This window comes from Labrenzia sp. THAF82, assembly GCF_009363435.1.
Lineage (GTDB): Bacteria > Pseudomonadota > Alphaproteobacteria > Rhizobiales > Stappiaceae > Roseibium > Roseibium porphyridii.
Window position 1 is genome coordinate 1,626,681 of sequence record NZ_CP045354.1, and the last position, 19,531, is coordinate 1,646,211.

7 protein-coding genes are annotated in these 19,531 nt (G+C 54.2%); 4 read left to right on the top strand and 3 right to left on the bottom strand.

Annotation, left to right across the window (positions count from 1 at the left end; all coding sequences use genetic code 11):
- Positions 1–20 precede the first annotated feature (20 nt).
- Positions 21–1,142, bottom strand: coding sequence for a Gfo/Idh/MocA family protein (locus tag FIV00_RS07785; RefSeq protein ID WP_152500211.1), 1,122 nt, complete (start codon positions 1,140–1,142; stop codon positions 21–23).
- A 117-nt stretch (positions 1,143–1,259) separates the two neighbouring features.
- On the opposite strand from FIV00_RS07785, the gene iolD reads away from it, so the two are divergent.
- The 4 genes from iolD to FIV00_RS07805 are packed head-to-tail and all read left to right on the top strand — an operon-like array spanning position 1,260 to position 5,796.
- On the top strand, positions 1,260–3,140 hold the full coding sequence (iolD, locus tag FIV00_RS07790) for a 3D-(3,5/4)-trihydroxycyclohexane-1,2-dione acylhydrolase (decyclizing) (protein WP_152500212.1): 1,881 nt from the start codon (positions 1,260–1,262) through the stop codon (positions 3,138–3,140).
- Positions 3,118–4,116, top strand: a complete 999-nt coding sequence (gene iolC, locus FIV00_RS07795) for a 5-dehydro-2-deoxygluconokinase (protein WP_247649355.1) — start codon at positions 3,118–3,120, stop codon at positions 4,114–4,116. Before iolD ends, iolC begins: the two co-directional genes overlap by 23 nt.
- A 10-nt stretch (positions 4,117–4,126) precedes the next feature.
- Positions 4,127–4,969 carry a 5-deoxy-glucuronate isomerase gene (locus tag FIV00_RS07800; protein WP_152500213.1) on the top strand — a complete coding sequence of 281 codons (843 nt, stop codon included), beginning with the start codon at positions 4,127–4,129 and terminating at the stop codon, positions 4,967–4,969.
- Positions 4,966–5,796 carry a class II fructose-bisphosphate aldolase gene (locus FIV00_RS07805; RefSeq protein ID WP_152500214.1) on the top strand — a complete coding sequence of 277 codons (831 nt, stop codon included), beginning with the start codon at positions 4,966–4,968 and terminating at the stop codon, positions 5,794–5,796. The genes FIV00_RS07800 and FIV00_RS07805 overlap by 4 nt, the downstream gene beginning before the upstream one ends.
- Positions 5,797–6,142: 346 nt before the next feature.
- Here FIV00_RS07805 and FIV00_RS07810 read toward each other — a convergent pair whose 3' ends face one another.
- Both FIV00_RS07810 and FIV00_RS30070 read right to left on the bottom strand, forming a co-directional pair.
- A complete protein-coding gene (locus FIV00_RS07810) occupies positions 6,143–8,704 on the bottom strand; it encodes an FAD-dependent oxidoreductase (protein ID WP_152500215.1) in 2,562 nt (853 codons plus the stop codon).
- Positions 8,705–9,080: 376 nt separating this feature from the next.
- Positions 9,081–19,493: a calcium-binding protein gene (locus FIV00_RS30070; protein ID WP_209006855.1), complete on the bottom strand. Its 10,413-nt coding sequence runs from the start codon at positions 19,491–19,493 to the stop codon at positions 9,081–9,083.
- Positions 19,494–19,531: the final 38 nt, after the last annotated feature.

The following is a 19,531-nucleotide window of genomic DNA, read 5'->3' on the forward strand; positions in this document are numbered from 1 at the left end:
CCGGGCAGGGTGCCCTTGGCCTAAACTTGGTCGAGATTGATCCAGCTTCTGGATTCGTTGGACTGCCAGGACGCTTCAACAACCTGGTTCACATAAAGGCCGTCCTCGAAAGTTGGCCAAATGTTTGTTCCCGTTTCAATAGCCTTCAGGAAATCCCGGGCTTCGATAATGATCTGATCCTGGTAACCTGTTCCGTGTCCGGCTCCGAGGCAAAAGTTGACGTAGTCCGGGTGGTGTGGGCCGGTCAGGACTTTCTTGAAGCCTTCCCGTGACGGGTTCTGGCTACCTTCATAAAGCCAGAGTGCATTCTGGTCTTCCTGATCAAATCGGATGGAACCCTTTGTTCCGAAGATGTCGTAGGCATAACCCATTTTCCGTCCAAAGGCCGTGCGGCTGACGTAGAATGCGCCAAGCGCTCCGGACGTGAACCGGCACATGATCTGGGCATGATCGTCATTTGTGACCTTCTGCATGCCCGCCTTTCCCGGCCGTTCCTTCACCACCGTCTCGATCTCTGCCAGAACGCGTTCCATCGGACCGCCGAGAGCCTGCGAGGCATTGATGATGTGCGGAGCCAGGTCGCCCATGGTGCCATTTGACCGACCTTCGGTACGCCATGTTGCAGGGCTTTCCGGGTCGGCAAAGAAGTCTTCGGTGTGCTCGCCGCGAATATAGGTAACGTCGCCGATTTCGCCTGAACCTATTATCTCTCGAGCCAGCTGCGAGGCAGGTGTCCTGATATAGTTGAAGCCAACCATGTTGATGCAGTTCGACGCCTTGGCCGCAGCAGTCATGGCACGACTGTCCGCCAGATTTCGCCCCAGAGGTTTTTCACAAAAGACGGGCTTTCCCAGCTCAAAAGCAGCGCTGGAAATCTCCAAATGCGTTTCCTGCGGTGAAGCGATCACGATAGCTTCGACGGCAGGATTGTTGACAAGCTCTCGCCAGTCGGACGTCGAGTTTGAAAAGCCGAGTTCGCTGGCTTTTCGCGCAGCTCCCTCCGGCGTTGTCGTGCATACCATTTCAAGGGCAGGGCGCAAGGCTGTGTCAAACACGGCACCAACGGCGTGCATCGCCACTGAATGCGCCTTTCCCATATACCCGCCGCCGACGATGCCGACACCAAGTTTGCGCGTTTCCATCCCGTTTCATCCGATCTTTTTTGCAACCGCTTGCAAAATACGTAAACACCGATTAGCTTTCGCCGTCAAGGGCTCCAAGAGCCGATAGAAAAAGCTGTCCGGGAGGAATTGAGGCGCATGGCCCAGAAAACCCTTCGCCTGACCATGGCTCAGGCACTTGTCCGCTATCTTGCTGCGCAATTCGTCGAAGTGGACGGCAAGTCAGTCAGGCTTTGTGCCGGCGGTTTCGGCATTTTCGGCCATGGCAATGTCACCTGCCTTGGCGAAGCGCTTTACGAGCATCGCGAAGAACTGCCGCTTTGGCGTGGTCAGAACGAGCAATCCATGGCAATGGCCGCGGTTGCCTACGCCAAACAGCAGCTGCGGCAACGCTTCATGTTCGCAACGTCGTCAGCCGGTCCGGGCACGACCAACATGCTGACATCCGCAGGGATCGCGCACACCAACAGACTGCCGCTGCTCATGCTCTCCGGCGATGCCTTCGTCACCCGCTTGCCGGATCCGGTTTTGCAACAGGTTGAACATACCGGTAATCCGAGCCTGTCGGTCAACGATGCCTTCAAGAGCGTCACCAGATATTGGGATCGGCTCACACATCCGGCGCAACTGTTGCAATCGTTGCCGGCTGCGATCAACACGCTGATTGACCCTGCAGACTGCGGGCCGGCGTTCCTGGGGCTTCCGCAGGACGTTCAGGGGTGGGCCTATGACTATCCTGACGCCTTCTTTGAACCAAAAACCCACTATCTGCGTCGCCAGACCGCTGATGCGCGCGAACTTGCGGCGGCTGCCGAGTGCCTGAAAGCTGCCGAACGCCCGCTGATCATCGCTGGCGGCGGTGTCCAGTACTCGCTTGCTACTCAGGAGCTGCAGGACTTCGCACGCCGGCACAAGATCCCGGTTGTTGAAACGATCGCAGGACGTGCCAACCTGGTCCACTCGGATGAACTGAATTGCGGGCCGATCGGTGTGACCGGCTCCAATTCGGCCAATGCGCTTGCCGGTGAAGCAGATGTCGTGCTTGCAGTCGGCACCCGCCTGCAGGATTTCACCACCGGGTCGTGGACGGCATTTGCGGGCGATGCGAAAATCGTTTCCCTGAATGTCGGACGCGTTGATGCCGGCAAGCATATGGCTCTGCCGGTTGTCGGAGATGCCAAGTTGACGCTGCCGCTTCTTGCAGACGCGCTTGGGACTTACGAGGCACCAGCTGACTGGAGGCAGAAAGCCGCCAAGGAACGGGCTGCCTGGAACGCTTATGTCGACGATAATATCTCGCCGACAGCGCAAGACGGTAGCAACCGGCCGATGTCCTATGCCCAGGTGATCGGTGCGGTCAACGAAGTGTGCGCCGATGATGACAGGGTTGTTGCCGCGGCAGGTGGTTTGCCTGCCGAGGTGACAGCCAACTGGCGCACGCGCTCTTTAGGCAGTGTGGATGTCGAATTCGGTTTTTCCTGCATGGGCTATGAAATTGCAGGCGGCTGGGGGGCTCGCCTTGGACACCAGGAGCGCCATGCCGACCGCGACACGATCGTCTTTACCGGCGACGGTTCTTATATGCTCATGAACTCCGACATCTATTCTTCGGTTTTGTCTGGAGCCAAACTCATTGTCATCGTCTGCGACAATGGCGGTTTTGCCGTAATCAACAAATTGCAGAACAACACCGGCAACGAGTCCTTCAACAATCTGATCAGCGATTGCAGGCTGGCAGTTGAGCCCTTTGCTGTCGATTTCGAGGCGCATGCACGGGCGATGGGGGCGAATGCGGAATCCGTTTCCTCCATTGCAGAGCTGAAAGAAGCCTTCGGGCGCGCCAAGCAATCGGACAAGACCTATGTGATTTCCCTTCAGGTGGACGCCTTCGACGGATGGACACAGGAAGGCCACACGTGGTGGGAAGTTGGCACCCCGGAGGTTTCGGAAAGCGAACGTGTGCGTAAGGCGCATGCTGATTGGGAAGCCGGTCGCAGTGCGCAAAGAAAAGGCATCTGAGATGGTGAAGGCCTTCTCGCCTGCGTCCAGAATGTTGGTCCTTGGCCGGGCCGGTATGGATCTTTATGCCGACCCTCCAGGTGCAGAAGCAGAAAGTGCGACCGGGTTTGCGACAGCTCTTGGCGGGTCTTCCGGCAACATTGCCGCCGGTCTGGCAAGGCAAGGGGTGGCAACCAGTCTTTTGACCTGCGTATCAAAGGATTCAATTGGCCGCTTTGTCCGTAGGGAACTGCGCAACTACGGTGTGGATACGGCGCATGTTGTTGAGCTTGAAGGCGAATGCCGAACCTCGCTGGCCGTTACGGAAACACGCATCGAAAACACACAGAACACGCTCTACAGAAACAATGCTGCGGACCTTCTGCTTGATGAAGCACATGTCAGGACGGTCGACTTCAGCAAGTTCGATGCGCTGATCATGACCGGTACCGCGCTGGCGGCAAATCCTTCGCGCAAAGCCTGCTTCGTGGCCATGGAAAAGGCGCGTGCCGCCGGGATGATGGTCGTCATTGATCTTGACTATCGGCCGTATAGTTGGCCCGGGAGTGTGGAAGCTGCCGAGACTTATGGTGCGGCCATTGAACTGACGGACCTTGTTGTCGGCAATGATGAAGAATTTGCCGTCGTGGCCGGAGGGGACACTGAGGCAGGTCGCCGTCTGGCAAGCGACCTGGCTGAGGACGGGAAGACTGCCATTTACAAAATGGGCGAAAAGGGTTCGATCGTCTTCGCACCGGAAGTGAGCTTTCAGACCGGTATCTTTTCGGTTGAGGCCATAAAGCCGATGGGAGCTGGCGATGCCTTCATGGCCCTTCTGATCGCCGCCCTTGTCAAAGGAACAACGCTGAGAGAGGCCGTGCTACGCGGCTCAGCCGCTGCGGCAATGGTGGTGTCGCGCTTTGGCTGTGCCCCAGCCATGCCGACGCCTGCAGAGCTTGCGGCTTTTCTTGAGCAAAACACCGCTCCACAGAGCTGAGGAGATCGTTATGCATATCCCGCCGTTCGAAAACGCGAACAAGGCCATCATCGATACCGACGATACGCGTGTTCCGCTCAACTATTTCAACATCGTCAAGCTGACACGCGGGCAGGCATTTGAGTACTCGGTTCCCGGTTACGAGACGGCCATTGTCCCGGCGACCGGCAGTGTGGACGTAACTGTTGAAGGCGTGTCTTTCGACAAGCTCGGCAATCGCGGTGACGATGTATGGGACGGAGAGCCGGAAGGGGTCTATGTGCCGACCGGTGCCAGGGCGCAGATGGTCTGTGTCAGCGATGCTGCCGAAGTCTTCATTGCTGGGGCCAAATACGACAAGGTGCTGGAACCATTCGATGTCAGAAAAGCAGATATCGACCTGGTGCAATACGGCTCCGACGACACAAAAACGCACCGCAAGATCAAACACATTCTGGGAACGAAATACCACGACAAGGTTGGCCGCCTTTTGGTGTCCGAACTTTTCACGGTTGGACAGGGCGGCTGGTCCGGTTTTCCGCCGCACAAACACGATACGGATCGTTTGCCGGAAGAATCGCGTCACGACGAGACCTATAATTTCCGCTTCCGCCCGAACAACGGCTTTGGGATGCAACTGGTTCAGCGGGAAGACGGCAAAGTCGGAGATGCCTATCACATCGTCGACGGGTCAACGATCGTGCTCGACAAAGGCTACCATCCTTGCGTCGTCGCACCGGGTTATGAAATGTACTATTTCACGATCCTGGGTGGCCTGTCTCAACGCTCGCTGGTTCAATTTTTCCAACCTGATCATGCCTGGCAGATCGAGACGATCCCCGGAATCAAGGACATGATTGCCAAGTTCAAATGACCGCAGTTCCCTTGAATGACGTACTGGCAGGTGCTGCCCGTGGCGGGTATGCGCTTGCAGGATTGGTCGTGCTCGGCTGGGAAGACGCCGTTGCCTTTGTGGAAGCCGCTGAGGAAACAGGCTTGCCCGTGATCCTGCAGGCCGGACCCGGATGCCGCGCACATACACCTGTGCCCGTGATCGGCAAGATGCTGCGCCATCTGGCGGATCAGGCGAGCGTTCCGGTGGTCTGTCATCTGGACCACGGTTACAGCGTTGAAGAGTGTTTGCAGGGGATCGATCACGGGTTCACTTCGCTGATGTTCGACGGATCGAAGCGTCCGATATCTGAGAATATCGACCTGACTGCGAGACTGGTTGAAACCGCCCATAAAGCCGATGTCTCCGTGGAAGGCGAAGTCGGTTATGTCGGCTATGCCGAAGGGGCGTCATCCGCCTTTACTGATCCGACTGAGGTCGCACGCTTCGACAAGGAAAGCGGGGCAGATGCAATCGCCGTGTCGGTTGGCAATGTTCATTTGCAGACGGAGGCGACAGACGGCATCGACTTTGAGGCACTTGCCGCTGTTGAGCACGTGACGACGAAGCCGCTCGTTTTGCATGGCGGCAGCGGCATTCCGCAGGATGTTCGCATTCGCCTTGCGCGCGAGACGCGGGTTTGCAAGTTCAATTTCGGAACCGAGTTGCGGCAAACATTCGGCCGCTCACTCCGTCAGGCGCTGGCTGACGATCCGAATGTTTTTGATCGCAATGAAATCCTGCGCTCGGTCATGCCGGCCATGCGGGAGACGACCAAAAAGGTTCTCAGGACGGTCGGCCCGTCCTGAGCTGTCCTAGCGCAAAAAGAAAGCCTTCAAGCGAGATAAAAAGTCGGTCTTTTTCCGGCTTGGAGTGATACGGGTGGCGCTTGTCGGCGGCTCTTCTGCAAGCCGTGTCTGAGCCTCAGCTTTCCGTTCTGAAGACGGGATTCGGGTCTCAGGTGCCAATCCTCTTTTTACACCCTTTGCAAAGGCTTCTGCCGCTCCGTGCGAAACCGGGCCGCGGGGAGAAAAGAATGGCATCGACACCCTCCTGAAAGCTTACAATCACGCATTCAATTTAGGGTTTAACAAGCTGAATTTCAATAACCAGAGCTTGCCGCGAGGTCTTTTTGATACCTCGCAGAATACGGCATTATGACCGAGGTTTCAGGTTTTCAGGATCATAAAGCGGTTGGTAACCGACACCTGCCACTTCGACCGGATAGGTTTCCGAGAAGTATTCGACATTCAGCTTACGGCCGACCTGGCAGTAGTCCTGCGGCAGATAGGCCAGTGCAATGTTCTTGCCGATGGTCGGGCCGTAGGCAACTGATGTTGTATAGGAAATCCGCCCGAGACTATCGACCAGCGTCTTGCCTGTTTCAGGGTCCTGAACCGGCATGGCGCCAACCGGATAGCGCTTGACGCCCTTTCCATCGGTGTTGTCTGTCATGACCAGTGTGCACAGCATGGCCGGTTGTTTGTCGCGTGACCGGTACTCCAGATGCTTTGCCTTGCCGCGGAAGTCCGCCTCCTTCACCTTGGGTCGGGCAAGGTCGGCCTCATAGAGGTTGTATTGGGTCAGGAGATCGGCGTTCTGCAGGCGCAGGCTCTTCTCCATGCGGCGCGAGTTGGCATAGGTTTCAACGCCAACGGCCATAACGCCGATTGCTCTGAGCGCGTCCCACACAGCAAGACCGTCTTCATATTTCATATGAAGTTCCCAGCCCTGTTCGCCCACATAGGAAAGCCTGAGTGCTGACACTTCCTTTCCGGCGATTTCAAGCTTGCGGATGGCCGCGAAGGGGAAGTTCTCCGGATCGAGCGCCGCCGGATCTGAGACGACCTTCTTCAGGCTTTCCCGGGCGTTCGGACCCCAGATGCCGATGGTGGTATAGGCTTCGCTGACATCGGTTACGGTGACGTTGAAGCCCTTGTCTTCGGCGACGCGTTGAACGTAGCGCAGATCGCGCGGTCCGGCATCAGCGCCATCGACGATGCGGCAGCGGTCGTCCATCCGGAACACCGTCAGGTCGGCCCGTACATTGCCTTCGTCATCCAGGAAATGCGTGTAGATGCCTTTGCCGACCATGGTGTCGCCGCCAATCTTGGCAGCGCATAGCCATTCCATCAGGGCAACATGGTCAGGGCCTTCAACGTCGAACATATAGAAATGCGACAGGTTGATGATGCCGCAATCTTCGCTCAGCGCCAGTTGCTCTGCATTGGAAACACGCCAGAAGTGACGGTTGTCCCATTCATTTTCCCGAACGGGCACGCGGTTGCCGTATTTTTCCAGCAGGTGGTCGTTGGCGGCGTATCCATGCGCGCGTTCCCAGCCGCCAAGTTCCATGAAGTGACCGCCAAGTTCGACTTCGCGCTCATGGAAAGGGGAGCGCTTGACGCCGCGGCCGGAGGCGTAAGGCTCGCGTGGATGGATTGCGGGGAAATAGATCTTCTGGGCTGCCTCATAGCAGCGGCCTTCGATGAATTCCTCGGTCATCTGATGGGCGTAGAAGCGGGAATAGTCGATGGAAGCGTGATCGATTTCAGTGCGTCCGTCGGTGATCCAGTCTGCAATCAACTTGCCATAGCCCGGGCCGTCCTTCACCCAGATGGCAACACAGTACCAGAGCCCGCGTACTTTCTGGCTTTCGCCGCAGGAGGGGCCACCGGCAGCGGAGACCTGCAACAAACCGTTGAAGGAATGGCTTTCATTATAACCGATCTCACCCAGGATCGGCGTCAGCTCCATGGCGCGCTCCAGTGGCTCGATGACCTGTTCCATCTCAAGATCGCGCTGTGAGGGCGACAGACGAGCTTGATCCTTTTCAAGCAAGTCACGCGGATGACAGAGACGCGGTGCGTCGGTCTCGTAATAGCCCCATTCTATCTGCCCGCCTTCGGCAGTTTTCGGGTCGCCCGTGTCGCGCATATAGGCCGAGTTGCCCTGGTCACGCAAAAGAGGGTAACCGATATCCTTGCCGGTGCCTTCAAACTCGTTATAGGGGCCGAAGAAAGTCAGCGGGTGGTCGACGGGCATGACCGGCAGGTCCTCGCCGACCATCTCGGCGATCTGGCGACCCCAAAGACCGGCGCAAACAATCACGTGATCGGCGTGGATCGTGCCGCGATGGGTTTTGACGCCGGAAATGCGGCCATTCTCGACAATAAGCGATTGCGCTGGCGTGTTGGCGAAGACTTTCAGATTGCCGGATTTTTCGCACTGGTCGACCAACTTGCCGGCAACGGTCTGCGAGCGCGGAATGACCAGACCGGCATCCGGGTCCCACATGCCGCCCTGAACCATATCCTCTTCGATCAGCGGGAATTTTTCCTTGATCTCTGCCGGAGTGACAAGGCTGACATTGGTGCCAAACGCCTTGCCGGATGTGACCTTGCGCTTGATTTCCTCCATCCAGGTGTCGTCACCGGTGCGCGCCACCTCAAGACCGCCGACCCTCGCGTAGTGGCCCATCTTTTCAAAGAAATCGATGGAATACTGCGTGGTCCAGACCGACAGATAGTCGTGGCTTGTGGTGTAGCAGAAATCAGAGGCATGTGCGGTCGAGCCGATGTCGGTCGGAATGCCGGACTTGTCGATACCGACAACATTCGTCCAGCCACGCTCGATGAGGTGATGCGCCACCGACGCGCCGACAATGCCGCCCAGACCGACGATGACGATTTGTGCCTTGTCAGGAAAAGCTGACATGTCTCATTCCTCTTTGCTTCCCGCCGTCATGCCGCCATTGGATGCGTCGCACCGATTGCCCGCTTCTGCCTGGCGCATTCAAGCCATATCAAGGCCGGGTGGACCGTTCCCGGTCAACCAACCTTTTTTCTCAAAACAGTTTTCCGATTTATCGCACTTCGGCTCGCGACAGATCCCGGAGCAAAATAGCTCAATTGCGTCATCTGGGTCGGTTTCGGGTGGTAGGGGTATTCAGGCTACTAGCTGAGCGTTAAGATTAGACACACAATCCATTGATGCTAATTTATTGCGATATCTATGTCTCGACTGACATGGTTGATCTGATGCCGGTCGACGTATTTCAAGTCCAAAGTCGGGTTAGTCTCAGTAGTCGTTTTCACACGAACTGAAAGTCATCTTGATGCAATTCGGACACCAAAACATTGTTCAGGATGATACTGGCATTGGCGTCAACTTGAATTGTGGTGTCTACACCGTCATCGGTGGAGGCTGCTAACACTCCTGCCAGATCGGAAAACAACGCAAATTCAAACTGAACCACATCGTCAGTTCCTGTGCCCGCCACGAAGTCGACTATGGTATCTATCCCGGTTTCACCGAACCGGAAGACAAAAGTATCAAATCCAGCCCCGCCATTGAGTATGTCGGAACCACTGCCACCGTGAAAGTATTCGTCTGCTGCAGTACCATTCAAAGCTTCTGCGTTCGCAGTTCCACGAAACCAGGAGTTTGACTGAATTTCGGATCTATTCCACGTGACTGCATCGGCAAACGAAATCTGTTCAATTCCGAAATGGCGACTGTCGTAGAATTGTTCGTCAAAGGTGATGGTGTCACCAGTCGCCAAAATTGTCAGAATTGCGTCGACTCCCGATCTGGTCATTTCAACATCAAATGAGTTGATATCCCAGAGCTGTAAAACATCGACAGAAGCTGTTGATCCATCTTCGTCGTCGATGAAATCGGATCCATCTCCCAGGAAATAATGGTAAATGTCGCTTCCACTATTGCCGAACAGACTGTCGCTACCAAGTCCTCCAGAAATCTGATCTGCACTACCGGTGCCTTGCACCGTGTCATCCCCATCAGTGCCGCGAATCCATGATTTGCTTTGAATATCCGCACGATCCCAGATCACATTATCGGCAAACACAACTTGGTCTATGCCGAAGTGGCGACTGTCGTAGAATTGTTCGTCGAAAGTGATGGTGTCGCCAGTCGGAAGAATTGTAAGAACAGCGTGTACACCAGAACGGCTTAGTTCAACATCGAATGAGTTAATATCTTTCAGTCTCAGTATATCGACGGCATCTGTTGATCCATCTTCATCATCAATGTAATCGGTGCCATCACCTAACGCATAGTGATAAGTGTCACCACCTTCGCGGCCGAACAAATTGTCATTGCCAAGTCCGCCTGCGATATGCTCGCCCGCACTTGTTCCATGCAATGAATCTGCCCCGCCAGTTCCTCGGTACCAAATGTTAGACTGAATATCAGCACGGTCCCAAACTACTGAGTCTGCAAAAATGATACGATCTATACCGAAGTGACGGTTGTCATAAAACTGTTCGTCGAAAGTAATTGTTTCGCCATTGGCGAGTACTGTTAGTACTGCATCTACACCAGACCTGCTTAGTTCTACTTCGGTTGAATCGATGCCTTCCAAAACAAGTGTGTCAATTGACTGAGTCGACCCATCCTCATCATCAATAAAGTCTGACCCATCACCCAAGCCATAACGATAGGTGTCGCTCCCTTGTTTGCCGTAAAGGCTGTCGTCACCTAGTCCACCAATGAATGTGTCGGCTTCATTGGATCCTTGCAGAATGTCCGCGCCGTGAGTTCCCTGAATCGGATCAGGAGCTGCGTTTCCGTTCAAGTATGCCGGTGTCCAGATGGTGCCGTCATCGAACACGATTTCTTCAATTTGATCTTGGCCGCTTCCTCCAAGTGTATTGACAATCGTGATCCTGTCGCTGGTACCTTCAAAAGTTAGAATGGCTGAATCTGTGCTGCTTTCGACTGTTATCGTGACTTCGTCGGGGCTGTACCCGTGAATAAGGAGGCGATCTGTTGAGAGATAGCCATTGTCTTCGATCGTATCGACGCCATCGCCTCTGGTGAAGATATAGGTATCCGAACCTCCTTCACCCCTCAGCGTGTCGTTTCCAAGACCGCCAATAAGCGTGTCATTGCCACCATCGGCCTCGATTACATCGTCGCCAAGACCACCGTCGATCACTTCACCTGTGCTACCGAAGCCATGGACAAAGTCATCACCGTCGGTTTGTACAGGAGTCAGAACACTCGCCCGCAAATCGTCCATGGTCCAAACCGTTCCATCGTCGAAGACGATCTGCTCGATTTCATCCTGATAGCTGCCATCAAGGGTATCGATCAAAGTGATTTGGTCACTGGTCCCGACAAAGGTCAAAATGGCCGTGTCGGAGATGCCATCGCGAGAGACGATCACTTCTCCTGGTGTATAACCGTGCAGAACGAGCTTGTCTGTTGAACGATAGCCATTGTCGTCGATCGTATCGACGCCATCGCCTCTGGTGAAGACATAGGTATCCGAACCTCCTTCACCCCTCAGCGTGTCGTTTCCAAGACCGCCAATAAGCGTGTCATTGCCACCGTCGGCTTCGATTACATCGTCGCCAAGACCACCGTCGATCACTTCATCTGTGCTACCGAAGCCATGGACAAAGTCATCACCGTCGGTTTGTACAGGAGTCAGAACACTCGCCCGCAAATCGTCCATGGTCCAAACCGTTCCATCGTCGAAGACGATCTGCTCGATTTCATCCTGATAACTGCCATCAAGGGTATCGATCAAAGTGATTTGGTCACTGGTCCCGACAAAGGTCAAAATGGCCGTGTCGGAGATGCCATCGCGAGAGACGATCACTTCTCCTGGTGTATAACCGTGCAGAACGAGCTTGTCTGTTGAACGATAGCCATTGTCGTCGATCGTATCGACGCCATCGCCTCTGGTGAAGACATAGGTGTCGCTGTCTGCATTGCCGTGCAGAGTGTCGTTGTCCAAACCGCCAATCAGAGTGTCGTTGCCGCCACCCCCGCTGAGCGTGTCGTCGCCTCTAAAGCCTTCAAGGGTGTCAGACCCACTGGTGCCCGTAACAGTATCATCTGTTGCCGGATCATCGAAGGAAGACAACGAAACAGTGATCGTATTGCTTGAGGTGAAGTCACCGTCGCTGACGACATAGGAGATTACTATATCTCCCTCAAAGCCTTCATCGGGGAGGAGGCTCAGATTGCCTGAGGGCAATAGTTCGACTGTGCCATTTCCGTCAATCGTGGCAGAAATAATTGTGAGCACGCCATCATCAATGTCATTTGCAAGAATGTCGGCCGCCTGCAATTCAATGGCAGACGATCCGTCGTGGAGAAGATCGAATGTATCGGCTTCTGCCTGAGGTTTTGCATTAATGATTGCGGTCGTCTCGATGTCCGTTTGTGACCAAACGGTCCCATCCTGGAATTCGATCGCCTCGATGCCTTTTTCGGAGGAGGCAAGGAATTGTTCTGTCAGTGTGATTATCGATCCGTCAGACAGCAGTAGCAAAGCATCTTGAGCGCCCGCACCGGGTCGTACGATCTTGACGGATTGCAGCGTAATCCCAGCACCAAAGACCAGCCTGTCGGCAGAGCCCTGATTATAGCCTTCAGTGATCGTGTCCGAGCCATCGCCCAGACTGTAGTGGTAAACGTCACTACCTTTGCCGCCTTCTAGAAGGTCATCACCAAGGCCTCCAGTGATTATGTCTTCGCCTGAAGCGCCCTTTATGCTGTCATTCCCTGCACCAGCATCAATCACATCATCGACATTAAAGCCGTGAATGATGTCGTCACCAGATGTTTCTGCCTGTGCCAGAAGCTGCAGACGCAGGTCACTACGTGTCCAGATCGTGCCATCGGAAAACTCGATTTGCTCAACACCAGTGTCGAAATAGTCGTCCAGCTGGTCCTTCAAATGGACCGATCCACCATCGACGAAACCTAGTATGACGTCATTCAGCTCACTTACACCGCGCGTCAGCGTGACCTCGCCAGCAACAATTCCATCTCCGAGAACCAGCTTGTCGGTGGCACCATTGTTGAAAAGCTCATGGATGATATCGTCGCCATCACCGAGATTGTAGACAAACGTGTCTGAGCCATCTCCGCCATTCAGAACGTCGTTGCCTAATCCTCCGGTGAGGATGTCGTCCGCACCGCCGGCATCGACAGTGTCATTGCCAGCACCGGCATTGATAGTGTCGACAACACCGAAGCCATTGATGACATCGTCTCCATTTGTAGTCTCTTGTGCCAGGATCATCGAGCGCAGGTCGGCACGGGTCCAGATCGTGCCGTCGGCAAATTGAACCTCTTCGACACCGCTGTTAAAGAATTCGCCCAGCTGGTGCTTCAACAGAACCGAGCCGCCGTCGGTGAACGATAGTGTGACTTCGTTCAAATCACTCGTTCCGCGAACGAGAGTGACTTCTCCTGGAAGGATGCCTTGACCAAGAACCAGCCGATCGGCAGTGCCGTTGTTATAGGTCTCTATGATGGTGTCCGCGCCATCACCAAGATCGTAACGGTAGACGTCGGAATCTTTGCCACCGTCGAGCGTATCATTGCCCAACCCGCCAGTGAGTATATCTTCACCGGAATAGCCAAAGACAGTGTCGTTTCCAGCGCCTGCGAAGAGATAGTCGTTTGAGTTGGTGTAGCCGTCGATCGTATCATCGCCATCTGTCCAGGCATTCTCCGCCAAGATTCGAGCAAGGTCTTCACTGGTCCAGATTGTACCATCTGCAAATTCTATCAGCTCAACACCGCTGTCGAACCAATCAACGGATTGGTGTTTGAGCGTTACCGAGCCTCCATCTATAAATGTGAGAATAACCTCATTTAGAACCTGAGGGCTGCGCGAAACAGTCACCTCTGATGTCAGAATTCCGGCACCAAGAAGAAGCTTGTCGGAAGCACCGTTGTTTGTGGTTTCAGCGATAGTATCAGCGCCATCTCCCAACTCGTAGATATAAGTATCGGAATGCTTGCCACCGTTAAGGTTGTCGTCACCTAAACCTCCTCTGATCGTATCAGAGCCATAACGACCGTAGACAGTGTCGTCTCCAGCGCCGGCATCAATGGTGTCATCGAGAGTAAAGCCGGAAATCAGATCATCACCGCTGGTCGATACACCTTGCAGATAGTGTGCGATGAGATCGTCTGTCTCCCAGACCGTGCCATCTTGGAAATGGAACTCTTCAACCACATTGAAATCGAACGGTGCCAAGCCTCTGTAGCCAACAACCGTGATGCTGTCGTTCGCATTTAGCGACAGTGTTAGATCAAGGTAGTGATCGTCAGTCCAGGAAATTGAGACGTCCGATGTCGAGATCCCCGCGCCAAAAACAATCTTGTCCGTGTTGTCTATAAAGATCGAAACCTGTTCATCGAAGATCCGGTCGTGGCCGTAGCCTATGCCGAAGTGGTAGGTGTCGCTGTATTCGCCGCCATAGTAGGTGTCGTTGCCCAATCCGCCGTCAAATACGTCTTCGGACGCGAACCCGTAAAGTGTGTCGTCTCCGTCTGTGCCTGCGATCAGCTGCTGTTGAATTTCACCGATTGAAATCGTTGACCCGTCTGCAAATTCGAAATGCTCGATATCGAAATAGCGGTGACCAAAATTGTTATAGAGGAACTGGCTTTGGATCGTCAGTTGGCTGCCGTCAGACAGAGTTGCGATCAGGTCATTTGAAGTCCCATTTCGCGACCAGGTGACGTCATTCGCAGTAACACCCGCACCGAAAAGCAGCTTGTCATTTTCGTTGCTGAAGACCGAAAGAAACTTGTCGTAGACGACGTCTTGTCCATAGCCAAAGCCGAAGTGGTAGGTATCGTCTCCATCACCGCCATTCAAATAGTCGTTGCCGGCTCCGCCATCCAAGACATCATTCCGCCAGAAACCATTGATGGTGTCATCGCCGTTGGTCGATTGTAGGAAGTGATTGTAGATGTACTCCTGATCCCAGACTGTTCCATCTTCAAACTCGAAAGTCTCGATGGCGAAATAGTGATTCCCCGCGATATTGTCGCCAAGGAATTGGCGCAGGATTTTGAACTGGCTGCCGTCTGACAGTTTCACGGTCAGATCGGCACTGTCGCCTTCACGTTCCAGCGTCACATCGCTCTCGGTGACGCCTTCTCCGAATTTCACTTTATCGATGGTTTCAAAATTTAGGTCGAGGCTGGTTCCCTCATCGAATACGTCTGAACCGTATCCGAAGCCAAAGACATAGGTGTCATTCTTGTTGCCGCCGGAGAGGTAGTCGTCGCCAGCCCCACCATCGAGAATATCATCACGGGTGAAGCCATAGATCGTGTCGTCGCCGTCGGTCTTTGCGTCGGCGATCAGTTTGGCCATGATATGTTCGTTGTCGAAGCCTTGGCTTTCGCCATTGCCGTTCTCGAACTGGAAATACTCAATCCGGTCGAACCAGAATTCTCCGCCAAGCGCGGTGACACCGAAGAACTGACCGTTGATCGTCAGGCTGTCGCCACTGGTCGTGTTGATGACAAGGGTGTTGCTGTCGCCATCACGGTAAAAGGAGAGATCTGCGTATGACAGATCGGCACCGAAGATAACAATGTCTTCTCCGCGTGAGAGTACATCAACCTGTGCGTCATGGATTGTATCGTGGCCATATCCGACGTTGAACAGATAGATATCCGTGTTGTCACCACCCTGCAAAAAGTCGTTGCCGGCACCGCCATCCATCAGATCGGCATGATCGGTTCCGATCAGGGTGTCATCGCTGTCGAGGGGGTTTGAGATGGCTGTTGCGATTTCGCCCATGCCCCAGACTTCGCCATTGGCGAAGACGATTTCCTCAATCCCCTGAAACGGCCCAACAACGCCACCGAAGAGTGAATACTGCATGTCATGGAACTGGCCAACGACACGCACGCTGTCTCCAGTATCCGTGACGGTCAGGATGAGGTCCTTGCCATCACGTGCGGCGGTAATTTGATCGGATGTCAGGTGGGCAAAGCGGATTGTGTCGAAATTGTCGGCGCTCTGCTCAAGATCGTTGATGACGTCATTGCCGAAATTCTGGCCGAAGACAAAGACGTCGCTTCCGGTTTTGCTCTCCACCACGTCGTCGCCGGTGGACATATAAAAGATTTCGTTCTCGTCCGTGCCGGTGCGTGTACCCGATCCATAGTCAACGATATCCTGCGAGACTCCGAGGCTCTCGGCGGCCACCGCCAGGCTGACCGGCAGTCCAACGGTTTCATAGGCAGCCACCACATTGGTGAAGATGAAAGGCTCGGTAATGCGGTTGCCGCCAGGCCGGTCATAGTCCGAGAGCAGTATGTCGATCAGCGGTTTCCAGGCATCCAGCCAGTTTGCAGCGCCGGTTGCGTCTTGAGGTGCCGCTTCGAAGATCTTCTTGAAGAACGGGATCAGTTCAAAGTCGGTCGTCGGTGAGAAACGGTCGGTTTCAACAGAGTATTCGACACCGTCAAAATACTGTTCCAGACCACCTTGCATCGCAAGGCGCAGCGCCAGCTGTTCAACCAGCAATTCGGTTCGGCCCAGAAGCGCGCCGAGGCCAGCGATAGCTGAACCGGTCAATGCTCCCGGATCATCGACCGGGATATTCTCGCCGAAATAGCGCTCGACGAAGTCAAGTTCAGCCGATGTGACGACTTCCCAGGCCACATTTGCACCGTTCACCGGATCTGCCAGAACCTCGTCATAGCTCGGGTAGTCGATTGTGTTGCCGTCAGCGTCGGTGATCGTGGTGCCACCTGCCAGTTTCCAATAGGTGACTGTGTCTTCCGACCCGTCCTCCAATGTGATTTGTTCGGTCACCTGGACAGCAAAATCCAGGACTTCCAGCTCGCCGCTAGCACGGCTGATCAGGACCGGCACGTCCGGATTGCTGCCGAAACCTTCTGCTGCAGGTGGTGCTTTCGCCCAGGCGTCTAGAATGTCGAAGGCACGCTCGGACAACACGTCGCGGTCAATGACATTCAGCGTTGGCAGAACGGCATTGATCGTTTGCGCCAGCGGACCGCCCGGGCCCTCCAGGGTGAGTGCCACCTGAAGGTCGGTCAGGACACCATGGCCTTTCAGCGCAGGCATATTGGCCGCAACATCAGCCGCAATGGTCGTATCGCCGGTATAGACTGTGTCGTAATTGTTGATGCGGAATTCAATGTCGCCGACGGTGCCGGTGCTGCCGTCGCCGCGCGTAAAGCTTCCAGTGCGGGCCACCACATTCAGAGCGTTCTGGCTGCCGTCATCGGTCGCTGTCAGATCGATGGATGCAATATCAAGTTCAGATAGCGAGAAGAGTTCACCGGCATCGGTTTCAGCGTCTCTGTCCAGATCGCGCCAGATCCGAAGATCTGAATAGACCGCGTCCTGTGCGTCGATCTTGCCGTCGCCGTTGAGGTCATAGGCGGACAGTGCTTCAAAGCCGGACTGCCCGACGCCGCCGAACAGCTCGTTGATATCGTCGATGGTACCGTTGGCATTCAGATCCAGCGTCAACAGGCCATCATCCGGCGCTACCCAGCCGCTATGCTCGGCAAAGCCGTCGCCATCCATGTCGAACATGGGGCTGACGCCCGTCACCATGGAGGTCAGTTCCAGTCCGTCGCCGTCGAGGTCAAAGACAAGTGGATCGACGCCGCCGACCGTTGCGCGGAACAGGATATCTTTCACCGACGTGACGATGAAACTCCACATGCTGGAGCCTTGTACGGAACCAATGGCACTGTCTTCGCCATCTGCAAGCCGCCACATTTTTGTTGAGTACTCGGCAAGGCGTATACCAGCTGTCAGCTCAGCAGGGTTACCTGAGATGGAGTTGTTGAAGTTCGCCGCATAGAGGAAACTCTGTTCATCACCATGCTTTGAGTCTTTATCTCCAATGAGAAGTTCACCAGCAGAGTTTACACCGAACTTCAAGAATCCAAACAAACCGTAGTGGTAAGGGCTCTCGGAATCGACATGCTTTAGGTAGGAACCTGCAGCATTGTAAAAGCCATACGCGTAAATGCGATCGTAGCCATCGGCATCCGCAACTAGTGAGCCGCGTGCGTTCGTCAAATTAATTGAATCAATGTCGTCTGCACCGCCTGGGCCAGTGTAAATGACCGATCCCACCCCTGCGGCGCTCAATTTGTCGTTCCCGGCGCCTAGATGGATCTCCGCCGCACCTTGACCATGCACTTCGTCATTGCCCGCGCCGGCATCAACAATCGCCTGGTTACGCTCAGCTTCGAAGGTAATGGGGTTTGCTGGGTCGCTAAGGTTGTTTACGAGTATAAAATCGTTTCCGGCTCCACCCGAAACTTCAATAGTGCCTCCTGCGATAGCAAGAATAAGATCTTCGCCTTCGCCCCCGTTTACCTTAATGTCAGTGTTTTCAATACTTCCAACGATACCTATTTCATCATCGCCGTCGCCCGCATTGACTTCAAAAGACACTTGGTCGGGTTGAAGAATGTTGATTATTCGATCGTTAGCATCTGTCAAATTGACGATTTCTACGTTTGAAAATGCCACCCCCTTCCTGGTGTCCTCAAACTCATTATTATTTTGTAGGTGATTGTCTATTTGCGTTTGAATTTGCTCATCTTCACCTGCTGCTGCAAGCGCGTCTTCAGCGTATTTCAACAGGCGGTTTCCGTCGCTGAAGAAAAGTTCGGATTGGTCCAATCCGTCCACCCAAGGTGCGCGATCATCTCCGAGCGTATTGTTAAAGAGTTCGACGCCATCAGGTTTGAAGAAACTTACGCTATCAGTTCCTTTCCCCATGTCGAACGTGAGACGCTGCAATTCGTCAGCGGGCAGGTCCCAAACATAAATCTGATCATCGAATTCCGACAATTCCACAAGGTTGACACTAAAGAGTTTATCGCCGCCAAATTCACTGTCTGCGGAGGTGAGTTCAACCCCTTTTTCTGAGCCCCCCGCGCCCGATTGCGAAGCTCCAATGACGCCTATCGCCGTCGCCACGCCGAGTTGATTTTCTGACTTAACAACGTCGTAGCCTTTTCCACCGTCGAGGGTGTCTGAGCCCTCACCACCAACAAGCGTGTCATTACCGCCGATTCCAAAAATGAAATCGTCTTCAGCGCCGCCACTAAGCTCATTGTCAAACTCATTTCCAATGAGCAAGTCGGCACCACTACCACCCGAAGCGTTTTCAATAATGACACCGTTCGCAATAGAATAACCACCTTTAATTGCTTCGTTACCAAGCCCTTGCCCATCTAGGACCTGACTAAAGTAACCACCGGAATGAACATTCGGGTCCTCTATCTCGCGTGTAAGGGTTGAATGCAGTTGAGCCCAAACAGCAGATTGCTTTAGATCATCAATAACGTCTTGACCGGTTTGGTCCAGAGTCGTGTCAAGAGTCGCGTCGTTTAGGTTGATTAGTACTGAATTTGCACCGGAATAAACGATCTCATCGCTAACTTCATCATTGTTGACGTCCCAAATGGAGTAGTAGGCGCGGCCAATTGAAACGCTGCCGTCGTTCCCGTCGCGATCCAAAATTGGTACGCTGCCATCTGCAGGAGCAAAAAGATTGTAAGTTGTTGATCCTTTGTGTGTGTCTGTGTCTTCGTCATAGAGCTCCTGCAAAGCCGCAATATCCAGGGCCATGGGGGTAACCGGCAGACCATGATCCGTATCCCAACCCACTCCGGGCGGAAGTGTGTAACTCGTCACGGTTTGTTTCATAGTGTACGGTTCAGGAAGACTGCGCCCGTTTCCACCAA